Consider the following 22989-nt stretch of genomic DNA (forward strand, 5'->3'; position numbering starts at 1 on the left):
CGTATGCGATTTATGTTATCGATAATTCCAAACGACTAAATTTTTAACAATGTGATTTGTACTATGATAAAAACGTATCATAAAATTTATAAACTATTATGAATGATAACTGCTTTTCATTTCATTTGAACGTTTACATGCGTTATAATATTTACATCATAATTTGCTCTTTATGGTCTATTCATAGATGGCAATCTTCTATAAAAAATGGTCAAATGAAACATGCATAAAAATATGGATTCTTAAATGGACTCATATAAAATAATTACAAACAAACTATTGACTTTATTGTGTTTTTAGGTATACTATCATCTCTTCGTTATCATGAACATTATGAGTTTAAACTTGTTCATCAAGTTCTAAAAGAACGTGAGATCATTTTACGTGCAGCTCTACATTTGTATGTCCTTTGCATTTTTTTCTTTTCTTATCATAAAAAATTACGTCCTGCTTGGATGTTTCATTTTTGGACTTTTTATTTATGATTATTTAGAGAACTGGAATTAGAAATTATGGCGCAGTAAAACGATTAATTTTTCACAAAGATTTTGCTCTACACTGAAGAGAGAATATCAGAAAGGTTTTGAATATTTTGATGCAAGAGTAGATGATATGCGTTTAGTTATTGCCAATGCTCGTGATGCAGAAAAGTGGGGAGCTGATATAAAAGTACAAACAAAAATTCTCTCTTTAAAAAAGAAAACAAAAATGGCGTATCGTTCTTCAGGACAAGTTAAGCGGTAAAGAATATAGTGTCACAGCTTCCTATGTCGCGAATATGACAGGACCTTGGATTGATCATGTTTTGGTAAACTTATTAAATTGTAAAGAATATCCACCAATACGGCTTGTTAGAGGCTCTTATATTTTGGTTCCAAAGCTTTATACTTATGATCGTTCTTATATTTTTCAAAACGGTGATAAGTGTATTATATTTACTATGCCGCATCAAGAAGAGTTTACCTTTCTTGGAATAACGGATTGTAACCATTAGGAAGATCCGGTTGACGTTCATATTACTGATACACAAATTAACTATATTTGCGCAGCAGCCAGTGAATATTTCATAAAACCAGTATTACCTGAAGCTATTGTTTGGTCTTACTTTGGAGTTCGTCCACTCTATGATAATAGAGCTTCAAAAGCACAAGAAATTACGCGCGATTATGTTTTAAGAGAAATGGGAGAATGAGAGAATCCTACGTTATTCAGGTTTCTAATTTAACATACAAAACAATTAATTATTATAAATCAATGTGTTGTCTTGGTGAGAGGGGTCTTTGAGGTTGTACATCATTTTTATAATTGTGTACGATAATTTATAGAATATTTACAATATATTTCTAAAATAATAATAATTTTGTAGTTATATTAATAAAAAACGTTTCTATAAATTTGAATGTCTTTTAATGATATTTGTTTATAATTATATATATTTTATTTAAAAAACTTTAATTATTATTGATTATTTAAATATAAAAATATTATATATGATGTTATATGTTTATTAAAAATACATTAACTAAAATAAATACTTTTAAATATTGATTATATATTTATATATATTAACTTTTTATATTTTTGTATTAGTATATAAAATATAATTAATTATAATTATTATTTATATTATAATATATTTTGAATTTTATTAAGTAATAATATAGTATATATAAATATATTTTATTTTTATAGTGAATTTAGATAAATATAATTAGGTTATATTTATGGATATTGTTTTAGTATTTTTTAACTATTATGGTAATTATTATTGATGTCAATGGATTTTGTTAAATTTCTTATAAAAGAATTATATTCAATTCTTATCATGATACTGTCATATATGAAATTATCTTGTCTTATGAATCTCAAGGTTACAGTAAAAATAAACTATTATCGTTCATAAAATTATATTTTTAATTTTGGTTAAAAACTGAAAAAAATAAATCTAGACAGATTCTTTTTCAATAAATAAAAATAATGCGTTCATTTGATGTTGTAAAATAATTGATAGTGATTATATGTTTTTTATTAGCAATGATAAAAATAATGTGATTTGTGAGATAGAGAGTGAAAACATTGAGGATTTTCGCGTATCACTCATATCTTTTTACCAAATTTTGGAAAGATTATATAAAGCAGAAAAAATAAATGCTGTTAAGTTCATTAGCATTTATAATGCGTTTTTTTCAGTGTTGTGATTGTTTTTGCATAATGCATTAATAGCAGGTGTGATCCATTCTAAAGTTTTGTTTGAAATTCAGAGATAAATTCTATTTTGATTTATTATTGCATCGCTCATATTGATGTATAACAAAAGTGTTTGAGATAACATAAGATTATAAGAATAAATTTTTGATTGAACATATAAACTACCGATTTCTTATAGATTTAAAAATCTATGCGTATAAAAGTTATGTAAGTTTTTTTCAAAATGCGTATTTGAGTTAATTTTTTATGCTTGATGGCATTTTCTGTAATAAAAATACTTGTGGGTTTATTGAGGTTCATTGGATATCTATGAATTTTGCATATCCATTCAAAACTATATGATAATATAATTTTACGATTATTGGGGAGTTTATTTTGATAAATTGAAAAACATAATACTTAACAAATATTTGCTATAAAATACTTTTATTAGATTTTATTTCGTTTCTTTGTGATTTACAGTTTTTTATCCTTTTATTTTGGTTAGATATATTCATTTCTATTTCTCTATTTTATTTTGAAAACGTGGAAAACACCATTAATATCGAAAAGTCATGATCGTGGAAGATGACAACCTTAATATCTTGTAGACACGAATGACTGTAAAATCTTTGAAATGGAGAATGGTCGTATGGCATTAGATTTAGCATGTTCATCAATGTTAGTTCTTATCTTCTTCAATTAAATAGTTAGGGTTTTACTTAGACTATATTTTATTCAGTTTGTTATTTATTTACAATTTATAATGATGATGAAATATTTTTAGAGTATTTTTGTATTTTTTGTAAACTTAAAAAATATTTATCTTACTGTGTTATACAAAATATAAAACATTATGTGTAACTAAAAAACAACATAATATTATTTTTTTATATTATAACTTCAATCATATTTATAATATTATAGATAAAATTATAATAAAAACAATATTATAATCACATTTTAATGCATATTAACATATCAATTATACAGTGTAAAATACATATCAAATAATTGACAAATTTAAATAAATATGTAACGGATATATATAAATACAAATATAAAGTAATAATTAACATTTTGTATTATATTCTTCTTTTCAGAAGAGAAATATACATTATTGATAGATGATGTGGTGTTTTGAGTTAGAGAATACAGTAAAGAGATTTATTTTTAAAATATTATAATAGGTGGTTATGATGAAAATATTTAAGCATTGTATATTATGTTTTGTTGCAACAGCTATTTTCTTTTCACAAGTTTTGAAAACCAATGCCGATTCTTTAAATGGTAGGCTGCAAAATGATGATTTCGTTTCTATGATGACACAAGAAAATGGAGTTACTAAAGCTGTTAATATGATTATTAGCCAAGTTGGAGGACAAAGTGCTGAGAAAAATGTCCAAAAGGTTGCAGCTTTAATGGGGTTTGAGGCAGCGATTTTTGGTCTTATCGCATATCTTGTATATTTCTTTACTAGAAAGCCGCCAAGTGCTAAAAGAGCGACAGGTGGAAGAGTATTCGATGCTATTTCTTATAGTGCATGGGCTGCTTTTAATTAAAAGATATTTTACTTGATGAGTTTTAAATTATTCTGTTATTGGATTTAAACAGCAAGTAAAATGAAATAGTTATGTCTAATATGGGGGAATTGATGAGTCCTGATTCTATTACGTTTTTTGGCTCTATCCCCCATCTTTTTGAAGCTTTTTTATGGCTTCAAGAGCGAGTTTTTTACGATCTGCGCTCTTCGTGTAGAGAGATGCCATAGCGCGGCTGTTTTCTCTTGTTGTGCGAGAGATTGTAGAACTCTTACTGTCAAAATGTGATTGGAAACCAATCTACCTTTCTTTTGAATACATGAATTCGCGTGCAAGTAAATTTGCGGCAATTTAATGAGTGCATAATTAAAGCAGGTATCGGTACAAACTTCAAGATTCAGAAGGAATCTATTTTTCTCCAGAACCGCGAAGTGATTCATTTTTATTTAATTTAATGCTCTAGGGGTATCAGCAAGTTATAGACAATGATACTTTTGGTATACGTAATTCGACGAAATAAAAACGAAATTTGATGTTACTTTTTTGAAGAAAAATAAAAAACGATAGCAAATAAAAAAAACCTTGAAAAAGCGATCATCAACAGTCAAATGTGTTTATCAATTGAATGAAAATATTTATGGATGAGAGGGAAAAAAATGCAGCTCTCTTTTACACTCAATATCGTTATATTTACAGGGATAGACTAAGTAGGAGTGCTATTGTCAGATGATAATAATACTGGGGATGATTAGTTATTGTTTAGAAAAATTTATTTAATTTCAGAATGACAAAGAATAGCTTTGTTTTAGTATCTGCTTGAACGATAATAAACAGATTGCTCTCATAAAACCGATTGTGATGAAATATCGTTTTGGTGGTTTTCAATTTTAGAATAGTGAGCGTTTCATAGTATTTTATATTTTTCTAGGGAGTTCTTAAAGTGTTATGCAATTAATTTCGATGTAAATAGCTTTTTATTTTATAATTTGTTTTGAAATAATAGCTTAGAAGCTATTTCATTTAATAATTCAAAACATTGATGATAGATTATTTTGGGTTAGATAGCTTACAGTTGTTATATAAGAATTAGATATATATATTCTTATAAATTAGTGAGCATTTCCTTAGATTTTTGTTGTTATTGAAGAAATGGTGCGGTTATAAGTTTTATGTAGTTTATATTACTTTGTTGTATATTTATTAAAACATTTTGATTATTAGAATTTTGATAATTGTTCCCATTTTATGGTGTGTTTTATCTTGGGGGAAGTAAAAAGTTTAATGCTATTCTCTTCAAAGTTTGCATTTCTTCAAGTTTTTTGAAATTAGTTCTCAGCGCTTTTGTTATAGTTTACAGAAGCTGTGGTGGTTAACTCTTTGAGATTGAGATATCGTAATCTTAAATGTTTTTTTTAATTTTTTGTTCTTTCTTTACATAAAATACAAAACATATTATTAAAATGCTGTTGTTTGCATAAATATAATATAATGACTTTATTTATTTTATTTCTATCGTGTTTAATTTATGGGTTGTTTTTTGCTGGCATTTTTTGTTTGTGTTGAAAAAAGAAGGTTTTGAAAATAATGATAAGCAAGGTATCCAAAAATCGCTTGTGTTCGTGTGTTTTTACAGCAGCTATTTTTTCTTTTTTATTAAACATAAATATTGAGGCACATTCTCATTTATTTGTATCATTTTCATGTGATGAAAGCAAATTACCTTATGGATGTCGGGATGGTACTACGCATATAATTAGTGATAAAATATATAAGTTTACAGCACCTGTTAAAGAAAAGAATGGAGAGGGTAGTACGCTTATGTTACCTGCTGCTATAATTGTGCAGGAGCCCAATACAGTGGTTCAGGCAATGCGTGTAAAGGTTGAGGGTACTGCAACAGGTATAGAAGATATTTATGGTATCGTTGTATCGCGAGGGGGAAAAATTTTTTTGAGCGATTCAGATTTTAAAAATGTATCAATAGGTCTTAAAGCTGATAGTGGAATAATTGAAGTTAATCATGGAACAATTGAAGCTTCTCAGATAGCTGCTTATGCAGAGAAGCAAGGAGCATCTGTTATCTTAACAAATACAAAAATTAAAGTGGGAGGTCAGGGTATCGGTCGAGAGAGCGCTCTTTTTGTTAATACTGATGCGGGTATTCAGATGACCGGTGGATTTATTGATGTGAAGGATGCCGCTGCGCTTTATGCAGGGACAAGGGGAAATGCAACTTTAAATAAGGTTACTATTACTTCAAAACGTCAAAAAATAGAAGATAAAGAAAATACAAATAAGAAAATTGCGCATACAGTTTTGAATGTAAACCAACATGCCTCTGTTTATTTGAAGAACACTAATATTGTTGCTAGAGATGTTCATGTTTTAACAGTTGGACAAAATTTAAAGGCGCAATCTAGTGTAAGCTTAGAAGAAAATATTTTGATTTCGCGGGTTAATATTGAAGATTCAACAATTAAGGCAATAGGTAACAAACATGGTATGCATTTTGAAATAGGGGGGGGAAGCGATGCGTACGAACAGGGACTTGTCTTTTTGAAAAGGACGGTTTTTGAGGTGTCAGATGGAACAGCTATTCATAGTGATAACAGTCGTAGTTATATCGCAGTAACAGAAGGCACAAAAATTTCTGGCGATTTATTATTAACGGCTGAAAAGGGAGGAACTGTAGCGATTTTGGCTGATTCTTCTTCATTGATGGGAGGAACGCGTGTTGCCGATGGTTCTGTTGCTGAAATTTATTTGACAGAAAGATCAAAATGGTTTTTGACAAAAAGAAGAGAGATAGATTCGCAAGATGCAAACCGGACAAGTTCATTTATTTCATTTGTAAAACTTTCTGATAGTTTCATTGCTTTTGAGACTCCAATGTTTCAGGAGTATCAGACACTTTATATTGGGAATGGAGAGAAAGAAGTTTATAGCGCGCAAAATAGTGCAGGTATTTATTTCAATACACATCTCAGTCGTGATGGTTTGCTCGATAATAAACAGACTGATCGGCTTTTGATACATGGTGATGTTTCTGGAAAAACGGCAGTTTATGTGCAATTTGTTGCAGGAAATCAGGGGCAGACAGAAACGGGTAAAAATGCTCAGAGTATTTCGCTTATTCAGGTTTCTGGAAAAGCAGCAGAAGATTCTTTTCAATTAGATCGTGCTTATATTGCATTAGAAGGATTGCCTTACCAATATTATCTTCGTGCTTATGGACCGACTTCTACTCTTGGAAATTCACAAACCTCTCAAAGACTGGTTGAAGGAGATGGAGATTTTTGGGATTTCCGCCTTGAAAGTAAATATATTCAGCCTGCTTCGGGGAAGGATGAGGTCTCTCATTCTAAGTTAAAAATGAGAGAGGTAGTTCCACAAGTTCCGACCTATCTTCTGTTACCAAATGCTCTGTTTCATATTGGACTGTTAGATATCAATCATCAACAAAAGCAGTTGCAAGCTATGCAGTCTATTCCTCGTAAATTATCAAAGGTTGAAGGGAATTTTTCTTTATCTGTTAACGGTTATGGTGGGAGTTATCGTTATGTCTCAGACCTTTCTACACTTGAATATGGGTACGATGGTAATGTTGATTATAGCGCTCTGGAAACAGATATTTTGCTTAAAACAATAGAGAGCGCATATAGTACAACATCTTTTGGGATTATGGGAAGCTATGGAAAGCTTTCTTTACGACCTCATAACGTGAAACAAAGCCAAAAGAGTGTATTTAATAAATGGTCATTTACAACATATAGTCGTGTGGAATACAATAATGGTTTTTATGTAGGTGGGCTTTTATCTTATGGTTTGTTTAAAGGGGATATTCTTACCCATGCTTGGGGTAAGACGGCGACATTAAAAACAAATCCTCTGAACCTTTCATTTTCTGCAGGTAAAATGTTTATGACAAGACATGAAGGCCTTACTTTTGATCCGCAGCTTCAGCTTATTTATCAACATCTTCAATTTGATAAGTTTCGTGATATTGATAGATTTGATGTTGAGATGAAAAAAATAGATCAATGGTTGGTGCGTATTGGTGGGCATTTAAATAAAATATTTACAGCAGCTGAAAAGGATCGTACCATTTCCTTTTATGGCAATATTCATCTTGCTAGTCATTTTGGTGAAAAACAATTTGTTTATTTTAAAGATGTTTTCCAGTTAGGTGATTTTGGTTCTTCTTTGGAAGTTGGCTTGGGTATCAATTCACAGTTTTCTTCTAAGGTTATCCTTTACAGTGATCTTAATTATCAACATAAGTTAACAAAGGCGGGCTTTTCTGGGGTTCGTTTTTCTGGTGGATTGCGCTATCATTTTTAATCAATCTTATTTAAAATAATAGCTGTGATTTTCAAAGTCTTGTTCTATTGTCGAGAATTAAAATTATTATTTGTACAGAATTTTTAGATAATGGTGTTATGTGTTTTAATAAATATCAAAGTATCACGTTGATTTATTTTTTATCTGGTTGATAGAATTTCTCAAATGCTTCAAAAAATTGTCAGTTAGATTCTAAATCTTTTTGTATCTTTTGGCTAAAAATATTTAGGATGCATTTGTAATTAGCTTATTAAAGTAGCAGCATTGTTATCCTATTATACTGTAAAGTATCGTTGTTTGAAGTGGGCTGATGTCAAATATGAGAGGTAGGGGGGATATTGTCTATGTTGACTGGAGCTTTGGTATTAAGCATGGGAAAAGGGCCTTTTTAAAATACACAGCTCTATAGTTTCGTGGGTAATGAATACTTTATGCTTTAAAGTTTTGCAAAAAACGTTTTTAAAGCTGTTCATATCAATAACACTATTATAGGTGAATAATGAGCAAAGTGGTAAAGCATGATCACTTTTTCCTATAAAATGTCATATATTTAATTTTTTAATTAAAATAATACCTTAAAAAATTATTCTACAGTTGTGATTATGTTGAATATATGAAAAGGTGTCATCATTGTTTTGTTTGTAAAAGAAATATGACATATAATTCCTAAAACAAATTGGGGTGGCGAGATTTTTTTCCTATTGTGAAGTGTAGTAGGAAGGGCTGATTAAATATCATTAAAGTGTATAAAACTTAGAAAAAATGGTCACTATTCTTGAAAAGATCAGAGGTAAACAATATGCGTGAGATTTTGAATCACTTTGATATACCATTGAATAAAAAGACTTCTTTAAAAAAAACTCAAAATTTTTTATCTCAGCCGCTACCAAAACGATTTTATGGACAAGTAAAGATTGCTTGTGAAGAAGGGGGCTTTACTATTTTATTAGATGAGCGTCCCGTTAAAACGCCTGCGAGGCGTCATTTTCATGTGCCAACAGAAGCGTTTGCTGAATTGGTTGTTAAGGAATTTGAAAGCCAAAAGCAAGTTGTTGATCCAGCAAAAATGCCGATGACACGTTTGGTTAATACTGTTATTGACGGTATTGCTGATGATATGCAGGTTATTTTTGAAGATTTATTGCGTTTCGTCGCATGCGATATGGTCTTTTATCGCGCACAAACACCTAAAGAGCTGGTGCAAAAACAATCTAAACAGTGGGACCCTTTATTAGATTGGGCAGAGGAAAAACTGGGAGCGCGGTTTTATGTGACGGAAGGGCTGATGCATATAGAACAATCACCAGAAGCTATTCATGCAGTGAGCAATTATTTACGTAAAGTTAAATCTCCTTATATGCTTGCGGCACTTCATATGATGACAACCTTAACGGGATCTGCTCTTATTGCTCTTGCGGTTGCAGCAGGAAACATTGATGTTGATCACGCTTGGTCTATTGCCCATTTAGATGAAGATTGGATGATGGAACAATGGGGGATAGATAAAGAAATAATAGTACGCCGTTCCCATAAAAAAACTGAATTTAATGCTGCTGTTACAATCGCCACGGTATGTTTATAAGTTTTTCGTTTCCGTGTGTTCTTTTCCATTATAGTACTTTTGTGATTTTTTGAGGATTAATTTTTACTTTTTCAAGTCCAGGAAATATTTTATTGGTTATATTTAAGATTGATTCATCATTACTACGGATAAAATACCATTGATTGTTGTCAAATAGGGCAATAATTTCAGTTTGAATAGAGCACTTTTTCCCAGCACTCGTTTTGGTTATAAGCTCAACGGGTATAACAAAATAAGGGATACCATTATCAAGTGTACCTTCACGTTTTTGTTTCTGGTCAATGTGGATACTTTCAATCTTATAATCTTCTGCCAACCGTTCTATTTGGCTTGTCATAATTTGTCGGAACTGTGATTTACTAAGATTTTTTTGGGTGGTTAAGTTGTTGATGATTTCGGGAGGAATAGCATTTAAGATGGCATTTGCATCGGCATTTTTAAGTGCTTTGCTATAAGCAGCTGTCGCTTTTTCAAGGGCGATGAGTTTTTGGTTTGTAATTGTATGAGCTTGAGTTATTGATGTGATAAGGGCAATGCATAAAAAAATGGAAATGAGAAAACGACTTCGCTGCATTAGAAAACCTTGTTAATTAATTTAAAAGATTCAAAGTAATTATAAAGGAAAAGTAGATAAGCAAAAAGCCTCTTGTACTCTTGCACAAGAAGAATATCCACAAAAATGGAGGCTTTTACCTCCATTTTAAAAATCAAAAGAATGCGTATGATTATTTAAACAGAATAGTACATATCGAATTCAACAGGATGGGGTGTTGTTTCGTAACGCAAGACTTCTTGCATCTTTACTTGAATGAAGGAATTAATCTGGTCATCATCAAAAACATCGCCAGCTTTAAGAAAGCCGCGATCTTTATCGAGCGCTTCAAGTGCTTCACGTAGACTTCCTGCAACGGTGGGGATTTCTTTTAGTTCTTTTAAGGGAAGGTCATAAAGATCTTTATCCATAGCATGTCCAGGATGAATTTTGTTTTTGATTCCATCAAGACCAGCCATTAAGAGGGCTGAAAATGCTAAATAGGGATTTGCTGTTGGGTCTGGAAAACGAACTTCTATGCGTTTTGAATTTGGCGAAGAACTCATTGGAATACGGCAAGATGCAGAACGATTACGTGCCGAATAGGCAAGAAGGACAGGAGCTTCATAACCTGGAACCAAACGTTTATAGGAGTTTGTGGATGGATTGGTAAAGGCGTTGATTGCTTTTGCGTGCTTGATGACACCACCGATAAAAAATAAACACGTTTCTGAGAGTCCAGCGTATTCATTTCCTGTAAAAATCGGTTTTCCATCTTTCCAAATGGAGATATGGACATGCATTCCTGACCCGTTATCACCAAAAACTGGTTTAGGCATAAAGGTTGCTGTTTTTCCGTAACTATTTGCTATTTGATGAACGACATATTTAAAAATTTGCATCTTGTCAGCTTCGCGAACGAGCGTATCGAAACGAATACCCAATTCATGTTGACCCGCTGCTACTTCGTGATGGTGTTTTTCCACCTGTACGCCCATATCTTTGAGTGCAGTGAGCATTTCAGAGCGCATATCTTGGCAAGAATCAATCGGGGGGACAGGAAAGTAGCCTCCCTTCATTCGTGGACGATGTCCTAGATTGCCTGTTTCATATTCTGCATCATTATTGGAAGGAAGTTCACTTGAATCAAGTTTAAACCCTGTGTTGTAAGGATCTGTTTTATAGCGCACATCATCAAAAATAAAAAACTCTGCTTCTGGACCTATGTTGATTGTATCTCCAATACCTAAAGATTTCATATAAACCTCAGCCCTTTTGGCGATAGAGCGAGGATCTCTACGATAAAACTCACCAGAGACAGGATCAAGGATGTCACAAAATATAACCAAAGTAGACTGAGCAAAAAAAGGATCAATATGCGCTGTTTTGGGATCAGGCATTAAAACCATGTCAGATTCATTAATTGTTTTCCAACCAGCTATCGAAGAACCATCAAACATAACACCATCACTAAAGGTATCTTCACTGATCTCTGTGATATCCATTGTAATGTGATGCAATTTCCCTCGTGGATCAGTAAAACGTAAATCAATAAAACGGATTTTGTTGTCTGCAATCTGTTTGATAATATCTGAGGCAGTTGTCATATTCAATTTCCTTAATATGGTGTTGAGGGGTGATAAAAAAGGTGAATTTTTCGTTGTCTATTAAAGAGCATCGATCCCGGTTTCATCGGTGCCTATATGAATGGCATCATCAATGGAAAAGATAAATATCTTTCCATCTCCTAGATGTTTTGTTTGCGCTGCTTTACGTATTGCACCAACAGTTTGTTCCAGTTTTTCATCGGATACAACAATTTCAATCTTTACTTTAGGTAGAAAGTCAACAACATATTTCGTACCACGATAAAGTTCTGTATGTTCCTTTTGACGACCAAAACCTTTCGCTTCTGTTACTGTAATACTATGTAATCCAATTTTTTGAAGTGCTTCTTTTACTTCATCAAGTTTGAAAGGTTTTATAATGGCTTCAATTTTTTTCATGCTGAAATTATCTCCAACGTTATTTTGTCTTTTTAGACTGCGTAACATTATATTGACAACTATAAGATGTCCAACAGATACTTTGTGCACAAAAAGTCGAAAATAATGATATTCTAGGTTTTTGGAGGAGAGTTTTAAAGTGTACTACTGTTGTTTTGGAAAAAATCTCATAATTCTTTGTAGAATTAAAGTATATAATTAAGAGAGTTTTGTTTCTTTTCTGTTGAGTAATACATTGACTTATAAGGATAACTAAACGTTTCTAATATTGAATGAGAAATTCTAATAGCGTGAGGTTTTTTCATTTTAGATTTTTTTTCGCTAATCAATTAAAATGATACCTTTGCATATCATAAATCGTACGGGTGTGTGGATAAAAACGTTTAAGAAAGAAATAAAATGTCTATAAAGGATGGCATTTCAAATGCAGTGGTTTTGGATTAGCAATAGGGACTGGCAAATATTTGCTAATATCATGATAGCGGCAGTTTGCTCTCCATCATAAGTATACAGATGCTGGTGTACAATGATGGATGTATCAATATGCCATTCGCAGGTGACAGTATTATGTCACAATATTTACTTAACACAAATCAAACAAATTTAACAAATGTAAATCAAATTAACATAGATGATAGCATTCAAACTATGTCTAGTGTTGAAATTGCAGAATTGTGTGATAAAAAACATAAAAATGTTATGCGTGATATTAAGTAAATATTCACTGAGCTCAAATTTGAGCCCAGTGATTTTGCAAGGGTTTATAAAGATTCAACAGGTAGCCCCCCCCTTGTTACAATCTTTCAAAGCGTGAATGCTTAATCCTCGTTTCTGGTTATAGTACTGCTTTATATGCAAAAATAATTGATCGGTGATAGGAATTAGAAAAGAAAACAGATTTAACAAGTGCTTTAGCAAATCCTCTCTTTGTTAAGAATCTGCTTTTAGAAAGCGTTACACAATTAGAAAACTTAAAAAATGAGGTTAATACATTCAAACCAAAAGCAATAGGTCTTGATGATTTAAAACGTTCGGATGGCTTATTTGGTATTATAGAGGCAGCAAAAATATTGGAAGTAAGACCTAAAGATTTGACAGATTATTTGAGAAGAATACGGTTAGGCATACAGAAGAGCACCTGACGTCCTTCTGTTACCCTATCAAGATAAAATCCAAAAAGGTCTTATGGATTGTCCTGTTATCACTATTCAAAAAATGATGGTACAGAAAAAACCGCACCATCAACAAAGATAACGTCTAAAAGACTAGTACATTTAAGAGAGCAAATCTATGAAAATATGCAATAACCAAAAAAACCGTGTCTTAATAAACGCGGCTTTCATTTTATAGAATTAATTATGCAATTTCCAAATGCAGAATATATATCACACAAAATGTATAAAATAGCACATATTAATACATAAAAACCGCATGAAATTTTAAGCAGCACTTTGAATGTTAACTGTAACTACTTTTTCCAAGGATATGGAGAGTGGATTCTAAAGTCTCTAACTTTGTTTCATGATTTAAGTCTAATAACCGATCAATTTGTATTGGATGTAATTTTAAAAGGCGTGTAAGATCTGCTTTGCGTAAGTTTTTTTCAACCACGGCATTGTGTATTGCGATTTTTAAAGTTATCAATAAAGATACTTCGACAAAAGGATAGGCAACATCATAAGCTCTACAAGGGATAGATTTCACGTTCTTGGAAGCACCTTATAATGACTGTTAAAAGTGCATCTTTAGCATTTTCTAACGCTTCTTTTTCATTTTTACCATAGGTTATAAATCCTTGAAAGTCTTTAGCAGTAACAAAAAGAGTGTCATTGTCATTTTTAATAAATTTGAGTGCGTAGTTCATTTGTATCTCCATTTTATTTATTACAATTAGAGATTACTTCAAAGTTATTTTTATATGACGCGGTTTTTTTGTATATTAACGCTTGTAATTTTATACATAGTATATTAGCATTCAAATACTTGAGAAATTAATAAAGTTGAAAGCCTTGTTATGCGTCTACGTAACAGGGCTTTCTTCTATGATGAGGGGGCTTTTCTCTATCCATTTAAATGCATTAAAACCGTGCCAATTTCTTGATACGGCTTCTATTTTACAATGCTCAGATTAGTTGTTATTCGAAAGTATTATGAATATCTCTTTATTACACAATACGTGCAAATATGCAAGTTGTTCAGTAAAATAAAATAGGATTCATTCTTTAGATTCAGTTGGTTATTTTAAACTGATTTGTAAATTTAAAGCCTTCAAAAACACTAAAGAAAGTAGAAAGCCGTGAGACACCGTTTTTACTTAAAGAACGATAAAGAGACTCACGATTTAACCCTGTCTCATGAGAAATTGCAGTCATTCTCCGTTTACGTGCAATAATTCCTAATACATATAAATATAGCCACTATTTTTAGTTTCTAAAGCATCCTGTAATAATTCTTTAAAATATTTAGTGGTTTTAAAAAATTCACTAGCATCAAATGGCGTTATTTTCATTGTTAATCTCTTTTACTAATTGAAGGGCTTTTTTGTGGGTTAAGGAATCTTATGTTTCTTCCAACTATCAAAGAGTGGAAACGAAGGAGGCAAGAGGTGTTTTTAAGGTAGAAGCTTTAGCGCCGATTATAGGATCTTGTTCAGGGTTTGGAGGTTTTTTGGTGGGCAATGGCCCGATCCAATGGGCTTTAGCAACCCTTATGGTTTTAGCTGCCTGTGTTGGCCTTTTCTTTGTAGCAAAACGGTTTCGGGAGCAGCGGTTGTGATTTTTTGGTTCAAAAGAAATTTAACTCTGATGTTCACGGCTTTAGCCGTTTTTTTAATGGCTTTAGCTAAAGCCTTTCATCTTGGTCAGAGATCAGAACGTCAAAAGCAAATAGAGACTTCTTTAAAGATAGCAACGACGCGTTTTGAGGTTGAAAATGAAGTTAATCAAAAAAGTGATAGTGGTGTTCGTTCTTCCCTTACTCGTTGGCTGCGGGGCAAGTAGGAGTGTTACTTGTGAAGGTTGGTTGCCGATTTACTTGGATACTCAAGATGTTGATGTCATCAGCTCACATTTAGCAAGAGATATTTTAAAACATAACCAACAGGGAGCACGCTTATGTGGTTGGCAAAATGAGTAGAAGAAGTAAGGAGGAGGAAGATCTATCGGAAACCGAACGACAGTTACTTCATGAGATGATAGAAACTTATCAAGGTTTGAAGATGATGTCGCGTATTATGAAGTGGATAGCTTTCATTGTTTTTATGTTAGTGATGGATTTTGCTCGCCTTATGGACACGCTAGATAATATTTTCTCACATCTCAAAAAGTGGCTAACCAAGAGTTAGAACATCTTGTTGGAAGTTGAGATCTTTTAGACAGCAGGTATGAAAAAAAACTCCACGAAAAGAGCTTCTGATTCGAAATAATTAAGAGGCAGATTGTAAAATCCTATTCTCCTGCTTTCATTTATATCTCCCCCATAGTAAAAAAGATGTATAAATACAATAAGTTATATGAGAAAAATGGGTATTACAATCCATAGATGATGTCGTAAAATGAGCTTGGGAGCATTGAGAAATGTTTCTTAAAAAACAAGCGTCTGGAATTGGCAACGCAAATATATTCCGTTTGGGGCATTCTGTTTCTTCGTGAGGAATGTGATCTTATTCAAAGAATGTGAAAAATGAAAGCGTGAACAATGTGCAATCCTCATCGTAAGATTTTGCTGTGGATGCTTTTGAAATTTGTTAAAATGAATTAAAAGGGGATGGAAAAGATGAAAGCTTTTTTATACCTTTAGAAATTCGTATTTCCCTGAATTAGGCTGTCGGCCGTTTTAGATATAAACAAACAGCGAAAAGAGGTGCAATTATGCGCGCATTTCTATTGGGTAATACAAAAACTGAAACAGTTTATAAAGCGCTAAATTGTTTCAGTCTTGTTTCAAATATGCTGCTGCACTGGAACGAAAGGTCACTTTACAGGCAATAATAAAAGTGTAGATTTTGTTCGTATATTGTGTTTTCAAGGGTAAGTCTTTTTAAGAGTTGGAATTGTAAAGAGGTTGGCGCTGTAAAACACCTTTTAGAAATTTTCCTGTATAGGAAGTGGGAATCTTAATAATGTCTTCAGGGCGTCCAGTTGCAACAATTTTACCACCACGATCGCCACCTTCTGGTCCTAAATCAATAATCCAGTCGGCTGTCTTTATAACATCAAGATTATGTTCAATGACAATGACCGTGTTGCCTTGTTTGACCAATTCATGCAGTACTTCAAGAAGCTTGGAAATATCGTGAAAATGTAAACCTGTTGTAGGTTCATCCAAAATATAGAGCGTCCGTCCCGTTGTTTTACGTGAAAGTTCTTTTGCAAGTTTTACACGTTGTGCTTCTCCACCAGAAAGTGTGGTTGCTTGCTGTCCTACTTTTATGTAACCCAATCCTACTTTAATGAGAGTTTCCATTTTATTATGAATAGCCGGAACAGCTTTAAAAAATTGCTCTGCCTTTTCAATTGTCATATCCAAAACATCGGCGATAGATTGCCCTTTGAATTTTATTTCTAGCGTTTCTCGATTATAGCGTTTTCCTTTACAGACATCACAAGTAACATAGACATCCGGTAAAAAGTGCATTTCAATTTTGATGACTCCATCACCTTGACAGGCTTCGCAGCGTCCTCCTTTTACATTAAATGAAAAACGCCCTGCTTTATAACCACGGGCTTTTGATTCTGGAAGTTCGGCAAACCACTCACGAATCGGTGTAAAAGCGCCTGTATAGGTTGCGGGATTAGAGCGTGGGGTGCGTCCAATGGGGGACTGGTTGATATCAATGACTTTATCAAGAAATTCTAGTCCTTCAATTTTATCATAGCTGGCAGGGCTATGATGACTGCCCATGATATGATGTGATGCTGCTTTGAAAAGCGTTTCAATAAGAAATGTTGATTTTCCTCCTCCAGAAACACCGGTTATGCATGTGAAGGTTTCAAGAGGGATGTCAACATTGATATTTTTGAGGTTATTGCCTTTGGCGCCGATGACTTTAAGGGTTTTCGATTTTGATATTTTGCGTCGCTCAGTCGGTATTTTAACAGCCATTTTTCCTGAAAGATATTGGCCTGTGAGAGAGGCTGGATTCTCTATAATTTCTTGCGGTGTCCCTTGCGCTATGATTCTACCACCATGAACACCTGCAGCAGGGCCCATATCAACAACATGGTTTGCTGCGAGAATAGCGTCTTCATCATGTTCAACAACAATGACTGTATTGCCAAGATCGCGCAAATGGCGCAGCATTTCCAAAAGACGTTCATTATCGCGTTGATGTAAACCAATGGATGGTTCGTCTAAAATATAAAGGACGCCTGTAAGACCAGAACCAATCTGGGAGGCTAATCGAATGCGTTGACTTTCTCCCCCTGAAAGGGTCCCTGAATTTCGAGATAAGGTGAGATATTCCAATCCTACATGATTTAAAAAAGCTAAGCGTTCGCGAATTTCTTTTAAAATACGTACCGCTATATTACGTTGTTTCTCCGTGAGATATTGATGAATATTGGCAAACCAATCATCTGCTTTTAGAATAGAAAGCTCTGATATTTGTCCAATATGCATCCCATGAATTTTTACAGCAAGTGCCTCTGGTTTTAAACGATAGCCATGACAAGCGGGGCAAGGAGAAGAAGACATATAACGCTCAATTTCTTCACGGGACCAAGCAGAATCGGTTCCTTTCCAGCGCCTCACCATATTAGGGATGATTCCTTCAAAAGATTGAGTCATTTTATGAAAATTAGAATTATTTTTGTAGATGAAAGAGATTTCATTTCCTTTTGTACCGTAAAGAATAGCTTGTTGTGCTTCATCGGAGAGTTCACACCACTGATCTGTGAGTTTAAAACTGTAAGCTTTACCTAATGCTTCTAAAGTTTGGCTATAATAAAGTGAATCTGATTTAGCCCAAGGTGCAATAGCTCCGTCTTTTAAGGTAAGATTTTTATTGGGCACAATTTTTAGTGGGTCAATTGCCTTTTTGATGCCCAGTCCATCGCAAAGAGGACAAGCTCCAAAAGGATTATTGAACGAAAAAAGGCGTGGTTCAATTTCAGGGATAGAGAAACCTGATACAGGGCAGGAAAATTTTTCTGAAAAAAGAAGCCGTTTGTGTGTGTCATTTTTTGACTTATAAGCAGATTCTTTTGTCGTTTCTTTGTGTGCCAACGGTTGGTCTGCCATTTCAGCAATGGCAAGTCCATTTGCAAGCTGTAAACAGGTTTCTATACTATCAGCTAAGCGAGAGGTGATATCCTTTTGTACAATAATACGATCTACCACGACATCGATGTCATGTTTATATTTTTTATCAAGAGGTGGAATATCAGGGATTTCATAAAACTTGCCATCAACTTTAGCACGTTGAAATCCTCTTTTTAAAAGTTCTGTTAGCTCTTTTTTATATTCTCCCTTTCGTCCTCGCACTAAGGGGGCCATAATAAAAATTCGCGTTCTTTCTGGTAAGGACATAATTTTATCCACCATTTGGCTTACTGTTTGGCTTTCAATAGGGAGTCCTGTTGCAGGAGAATGAGGAATACCAATACGGGCAAAGAGGAGACGCATGTAATCGTGGATTTCAGTAATAGTGCCTACTGTTGAACGGGGATTGCGACTGGTCGTTTTTTGTTCAATGGAAATGGCTGGGGAAAGACCGTCTATGCGGTCGACATCAGGTTTTTGCATGACTTCCAAAAATTGGCGTGCATAAGCCGAAAGGCTTTCAACATAGCGGCGTTGTCCTTCAGAGTAGATTGTATCAAAAGCTAAGGATGATTTACCTGATCCTGAAAGTCCTGTTATAACGATGAGTTTATCACGAGGTAGATCGAGATCAATATTTTTAAGGTTATGCTCACGTGCACCGCGAATGGAGATATATTTTTGTGGAGTCATATTTATCCTTGGTATGTGTGACAAAAACTGAGCATCTAAAATGGAATAAAACTGTTTTTTTTAAATTACAATGTGTTTAACTACTTTAACGCAGAAAGAAGGTATAAATTTTATGAAAAGAAAAATACAAATGAGCAGCTTTTTATTCTCTGGAAGTGGAATAAACTATGCGTTTTCATCATCTTTTGTTATAATTACGTTGATACGATATTGGAAAAGGATAGCAATATCCATATTGAAGGTCAATTGTAGACATGTAAATTGAAGAGAAAGATGATTATAACTATTACACAACAAAATTTTACGAATTAAAACGTTGGAGTTTATGCAATGGCTGGTAGCCTTAATAAAGTTATTTTGATTGGTAATCTCGGATCAGATCCTGAAATTCGCCGTTTGAATTCAGGTGATCAAGTGGCAAATTTACGTATTGCTACTTCAGAAAGTTGGCGCGATCGGAATACAAATGAGCGAAAAGAACGCACTGAGTGGCATAATGTTGTTATTTTTAATGAAAATCTTGTCAAAATTGCAGAGCAATATTTAAAAAAAGGCAGTAAAATTTACATTGAGGGGCAGTTGCAGACACGTAAATGGCAAGATCAAAATGGAAATGATCGTTATACAACAGAGATTGTTTTGCAAAAATACCGTGGAGAACTACAAATGCTTGATGGGCGTGGAACTGTAGGGGGAGAACAAGGAGCAAGTCAAGGGGGGAGTTACAGTAGTGGCTTTGTTGATAGTCACTCAAATCAAAGAAATACTTTTGGTCAAAATAATAGCCAATTAGGAGAAAGCTTTTCACATAAATTAGATGACGATGTACCTTTTTAAGGTGCAGTATTATGATTGCTTTATGGTTTGTTTATTTCGGATTTTTTCCATTTAGCGAAGTAAAAACTGTTCAATTGTTGGTAATTTTTAATAGAGATTAATAACATCTTGAAAAATATTGTTAAATTTCTTTTTTGTAACGGAAGAGAAATTAGCATTTTGGTGTATTTTTCGATATAAACAAAATGAAATGATTCTTTTTTGAAAGTTTTGAAATTGTGACCGAGCTTACTCCACACCCAGAACGTGATGTGCTGACCGGTATTGAACCAATCAGTATTATTGATGAAATGCAACGCTCATACCTCGATTATGCGATGAGTGTGATTGTCTCACGTGCACTTCCTGATGTTCGTGATGGTCTTAAGCCTGTTCATCGACGTATCCTTTATGCTATGAATGAGATGGGGCTTTCTTTCAATAAGTCGTATCGTAAATCTGCTGGTGTTGTTGGTGAGGTTATGGGGAAATTTCATCCCCATGGTGATGCTTCAATTTATGATGCTTTAGTACGTATGGCGCAGGATTTTTCTTTGAGAAATCCATTGATTGATGGTCAGGGAAATTTTGGTTCCGTTGATGGTGATCCACCTGCAGCTATGCGCTATACTGAGTGTCGTTTAGAAAAAGTTTCAGAAGAACTTTTAGCTGATATTGATAAAGATACTGTTGATTTTCAGGATAATTATGATGGGCGTGAGCGTGAACCGGTTGTCTTACCAGCGCGTTTTCCTAATCTTTTAGTCAATGGATCGGGTGGTATTGCTGTGGGAATGGCAACGAATATTCCTCCCCATAATCTTGGTGAAGTTGTGGATGGTTGTATCGCTTTGATTGATAATCCCGATATTACAATCGATAAAATAATTGAAATCATTCCTGGGCCGGATTTTCCTACAGGGGGTATTATTCTCGGACATTCTAATGTCCGTTCAGCTTATGAAACAGGGCGTGGCTCAATCATTCTGCGCGCTAAAGTTGATATCGAAGAAATTCGCAATGGTCGACAGGCAATCATTGTGAGTGAGATACCTTATCAAGTTAATAAGGCAACGATGATTGAGAAAATGGCCGAGTTGGTGCGCGATAAACGCATTGAAGGAATCTCTGATTTACGTGACGAATCTGATCGTGATGGATATCGCGTTGTTATTGAGTTGAAGAAAGATGTTATTGCGGAAGTTGTTTTAAACCAACTATATCGTTATACGCCACTGCAAACTTCCTTTGGTTGTAATATGGTTGCGTTGAATGGGGGAAAACCTGAACAAATGACATTGCTGGATATGCTCCGTGCATTTGTTTCTTTTCGGGAGGAAGTTGTTAGTCGGCGAACAAAATATCTTTTGCGTAAAGCGCGTGAGCGGGCCCATGTTTTGGTTGGTCTTGCTCTTGCTGTTGCTAATATTGACGAAATTATAGCACTTATTCGCAAAGCTCCTGATCCGCAAACAGCGCGTGCACAATTGATGGAGCGGCGCTGGCCAGCGATGGATGTTGCACCTTTGATTAAACTTATTGACGATCCCCGTCATATTATTCATGAGGATGGTACTTATAATCTCTCTGAAGAACAGGCGCGTGCTATTTTAGAGTTACGTTTGCAACGGTTGACAGCTCTTGGGCGTGATGAAATCGCTGATGAGTTGAATAAAATTGGTGTGGATATTGCTGATTATCTTGATATCTTAGCATCGCGCGTACGTATTATGCGTATTGTTAAGGATGAATTGAGTGCTCTTCGTGAGGAATTTGCAACCCCGCGACGTACCGTATTTGGTTTTGGTAGCGCTGAGATGGAGAGTGAAGATCTTATCGCATCAGAGGATATGGTCGTAACAGTGAGTCATAGTGGCTACATTAAGCGTGTGCCTCTTAATACTTATCGTGCACAACGTCGTGGGGGTAAAGGGCGTTCTGGTATGTCTACGAAAAATGAGGATTTTGTAACGCGCTTGTTTGTTGCCAATACGCATACTCCAGTTCTTTTCTTTTCATCACGTGGTATTGTTTATAAGGAAAAAGTGTGGCGTTTACCACTGGGAACACCGCAATCGCGTGGGAGGGCTTTGATTAATATGCTTCCCTTACAACAAGGCGAACGCATTACAACGATTATGCCTTTGCCTGAGAGTGAAGCGAGTTGGGGCGCATTGGATGTTATGTTTGCGACAACACGTGGAACTGTTCGTCGTAATAAGTTGTCAGATTTCGTTCAGGTTAATCGTAATGGTAAAATCGCAATGAAACTTGATGAAGAAGATGAAATTCTTTCTGTCGAAACTTGTACAGAACATGACGATGTCGTCTTAACAACAGCCGATGGACAGTGTATCCGTTTTCCAGTTGTGGATGTTCGTGTTTTTGCAGGGCGTAATTCTGTGGGGGTTCGCGGTATCAATTTGGCTAAAGGTGATAAAGTCATTTCGATGACGGTTTTAGAGCATGTGGAGGCAACGTTTATTGAGCGTTCTGCTTATATTAAGCGTGTTATGAATGAGCGACGTGCTGATGGTGTGAATACTGATGTTGGGGATATCGTAACTCTTGATGAAGAAGAGAGTGGTGCCGAAACAGAGTTAACAGATGAACGTTATGTAGAACTTCATGCACGTGAACAAATGCTTTTGACGGTAAGTGAATTTGGTTATGGTAAACGCTCTTCTTCCTATGAGTTCCGGATTTCAAGGCGTGGTGGAAAAGGTATTCGTGCAACAGATCCCTCTAAAACAGCTGAAATTGGTAAGTTAGTAGCGGCTTTTCCGGTGAAGGCGCAAGATCAAATTATGTTGGTATCAGATGGGGGCCAGCTTATTCGTGTCCCTGTTGATGGAATCCGTATTGCTGGGCGCTCAACTAAAGGTGTCACAATTTTTAATACAGCTGAAGGTGAAAGAGTTGTATCGGTTGAACGTATTTCTGAACCTGAATATGATACCAATTCATTAGATGATGATGAGAAGCATTCTAAGGCAGTTGATATGAACGAAGAAAAATAATTTTGAAGGG

At 34.3% G+C, this 22989-nt stretch carries 13 protein-coding genes and 4 pseudogenes; 10 read left to right on the forward strand and 7 right to left on the reverse strand.

All coding sequences use genetic code 11. The annotated features are described in order from the left end of the window. Positions 1–302: 302 nt before the first annotated feature. The 4 genes and pseudogenes from MCY_RS04360 to MCY_RS04375 all read left to right on the forward strand — a co-directional run. Positions 303–1186 (forward strand): annotated as a pseudogene (locus MCY_RS04360) (FAD-dependent oxidoreductase); the annotation flags it as partial. Between the two features lie 2197 nt (positions 1187–3383). Beyond that, positions 3384–3749, forward strand: coding sequence for a hypothetical protein (locus MCY_RS04365; RefSeq protein ID WP_425303916.1), 366 nt, complete (start codon positions 3384–3386; stop codon positions 3747–3749). Between the two features lie 1563 nt (positions 3750–5312). After that, the gene (locus tag MCY_RS04370; RefSeq protein ID WP_007347164.1) at positions 5313–8069 is read left to right on the forward strand and encodes an autotransporter outer membrane beta-barrel domain-containing protein; all 2757 of its coding nucleotides are present in this window, start codon (positions 5313–5315) and stop codon (positions 8067–8069) included. A 799-nt stretch (positions 8070–8868) separates the two neighbouring features. Continuing rightward, entirely contained in the window at positions 8869–9651 is a 783-nt protein-coding gene (locus tag MCY_RS04375; protein WP_007347165.1) for an ATP12 family chaperone protein, read from the forward strand. 28 nt (positions 9652–9679) lie between these two features. On the opposite strand, the gene MCY_RS04380 is transcribed toward MCY_RS04375, so the two are convergent. The 3 genes from MCY_RS04380 to MCY_RS04390 all read right to left on the reverse strand — a co-directional run bounded on the left by MCY_RS04380 (position 9680) and on the right by MCY_RS04390 (position 12189). After that, positions 9680–10225 (reverse strand): hypothetical protein, encoded by a 546-nt coding sequence (locus MCY_RS04380; RefSeq protein WP_007347166.1) that lies wholly within the window; start codon positions 10223–10225, stop codon positions 9680–9682. Positions 10226–10380: 155 nt separating this feature from the next. Continuing rightward, positions 10381–11790, reverse strand: coding sequence for a type I glutamate--ammonia ligase (gene glnA / locus MCY_RS04385; RefSeq protein WP_007347167.1), 1410 nt, complete (start codon positions 11788–11790; stop codon positions 10381–10383). Between the two features lie 60 nt (positions 11791–11850). After that, positions 11851–12189 carry a P-II family nitrogen regulator gene (locus tag MCY_RS04390; protein ID WP_007347168.1) on the reverse strand — a complete coding sequence of 113 codons (339 nt, stop codon included), beginning with the start codon at positions 12187–12189 and terminating at the stop codon, positions 11851–11853. Positions 12190–12837: 648 nt separating this feature from the next. Between MCY_RS04390 and MCY_RS10315 the strand changes: the two are divergent. Beyond that, positions 12838–13496, forward strand: a pseudogene (locus MCY_RS10315) (phage antirepressor KilAC domain-containing protein). A gap of 151 nt (positions 13497–13647) precedes the next feature. Here the strand turns inward: MCY_RS10315 and MCY_RS09980 are convergent. From MCY_RS09980 to MCY_RS10230, 3 genes and pseudogenes are all read right to left on the reverse strand, one after another. Next, on the reverse strand, positions 13648–13893 hold the full coding sequence (locus MCY_RS09980) for a hypothetical protein (RefSeq protein ID WP_007347170.1): 246 nt from the start codon (positions 13891–13893) through the stop codon (positions 13648–13650). After that, the gene (locus tag MCY_RS09985; RefSeq protein ID WP_007347171.1) at positions 13874–14053 is read right to left on the reverse strand and encodes a type II toxin-antitoxin system HicB family antitoxin; all 180 of its coding nucleotides are present in this window, start codon (positions 14051–14053) and stop codon (positions 13874–13876) included. The genes MCY_RS09980 and MCY_RS09985 overlap by 20 nt, the downstream gene beginning before the upstream one ends. Positions 14054–14425: 372 nt before the next feature. Further along, a pseudogene (locus tag MCY_RS10230) lies at positions 14426–14698 on the reverse strand (addiction module antidote protein). Between the two features lie 26 nt (positions 14699–14724). Here MCY_RS10230 and MCY_RS04410 point away from each other — a divergent pair. The 3 genes and pseudogenes from MCY_RS04410 to MCY_RS04425 all read left to right on the forward strand — a co-directional run. Beyond that, positions 14725–14964, forward strand: a pseudogene (locus MCY_RS04410) (lysozyme); the annotation flags it as partial. Beyond that, complete coding sequence (locus tag MCY_RS04415) at positions 14961–15188, forward strand: hypothetical protein (RefSeq protein ID WP_007346891.1); 228 nt, start codon at positions 14961–14963, stop codon at positions 15186–15188. The pseudogene MCY_RS04410 and the gene MCY_RS04415, both read left to right, overlap by 4 nt. 116 nt (positions 15189–15304) lie before the next feature. Further along, positions 15305–15532: a hypothetical protein gene (locus MCY_RS04425; protein ID WP_007347174.1), complete on the forward strand. Its 228-nt coding sequence runs from the start codon at positions 15305–15307 to the stop codon at positions 15530–15532. Between the two features lie 695 nt (positions 15533–16227). Here the strand turns inward: MCY_RS04425 and uvrA are convergent. Next, positions 16228–19143: an excinuclease ABC subunit UvrA gene (gene uvrA, locus MCY_RS04430; protein WP_007347175.1), complete on the reverse strand. Its 2916-nt coding sequence runs from the start codon at positions 19141–19143 to the stop codon at positions 16228–16230. A 330-nt stretch (positions 19144–19473) separates the two neighbouring features. On the opposite strand from uvrA, the gene ssb reads away from it, so the two are divergent. Together ssb and gyrA are read left to right on the forward strand one after the other, a co-directional pair. Next, positions 19474–19980 carry a single-stranded DNA-binding protein gene (gene ssb, locus MCY_RS04435; protein ID WP_007347176.1) on the forward strand — a complete coding sequence of 169 codons (507 nt, stop codon included), beginning with the start codon at positions 19474–19476 and terminating at the stop codon, positions 19978–19980. A 218-nt stretch (positions 19981–20198) separates the two neighbouring features. After that, positions 20199–22979 carry a DNA gyrase subunit A gene (gyrA, locus tag MCY_RS04440; RefSeq protein ID WP_007347177.1) on the forward strand — a complete coding sequence of 927 codons (2781 nt, stop codon included), beginning with the start codon at positions 20199–20201 and terminating at the stop codon, positions 22977–22979. Positions 22980–22989 lie beyond the last annotated feature (10 nt).

The sequence above is a fragment of the Bartonella rattimassiliensis 15908 genome (genome assembly GCF_000278215.1).
GTDB lineage: Bacteria > Pseudomonadota > Alphaproteobacteria > Rhizobiales > Rhizobiaceae > Bartonella > Bartonella rattimassiliensis.

Bases quoted from the DNA above. Each gene is read 5' to 3' on its own strand.
- ssb (WP_007347176.1), top strand. From the start codon at position 19,474: ATGGCTGGTAGCCTTAATAAAGTTATTTTGATTGGTAATCTCGGATCA.
- MCY_RS09985 (WP_007347171.1), bottom strand. From the start codon at position 14,053: ATGAACTACGCACTCAAATTTATTAAAAATGACAATGACACTCTTTTT.
- glnA (WP_007347167.1), bottom strand. From the start codon at position 11,790: ATGACAACTGCCTCAGATATTATCAAACAGATTGCAGACAACAAAATC.
- MCY_RS04365 (WP_425303916.1), top strand. From the start codon at position 3,384: ATGATGAAAATATTTAAGCATTGTATATTATGTTTTGTTGCAACAGCT.
- MCY_RS04380 (WP_007347166.1), bottom strand. From the start codon at position 10,225: ATGCAGCGAAGTCGTTTTCTCATTTCCATTTTTTTATGCATTGCCCTT.
- MCY_RS04370 (WP_007347164.1), top strand. From the start codon at position 5,313: ATGATAAGCAAGGTATCCAAAAATCGCTTGTGTTCGTGTGTTTTTACA.
- MCY_RS04375 (WP_007347165.1), top strand. From the start codon at position 8,869: ATGCGTGAGATTTTGAATCACTTTGATATACCATTGAATAAAAAGACT.
- uvrA (WP_007347175.1), bottom strand. From the start codon at position 19,143: ATGACTCCACAAAAATATATCTCCATTCGCGGTGCACGTGAGCATAAC.
- MCY_RS04390 (WP_007347168.1), bottom strand. From the start codon at position 12,189: ATGAAAAAAATTGAAGCCATTATAAAACCTTTCAAACTTGATGAAGTA.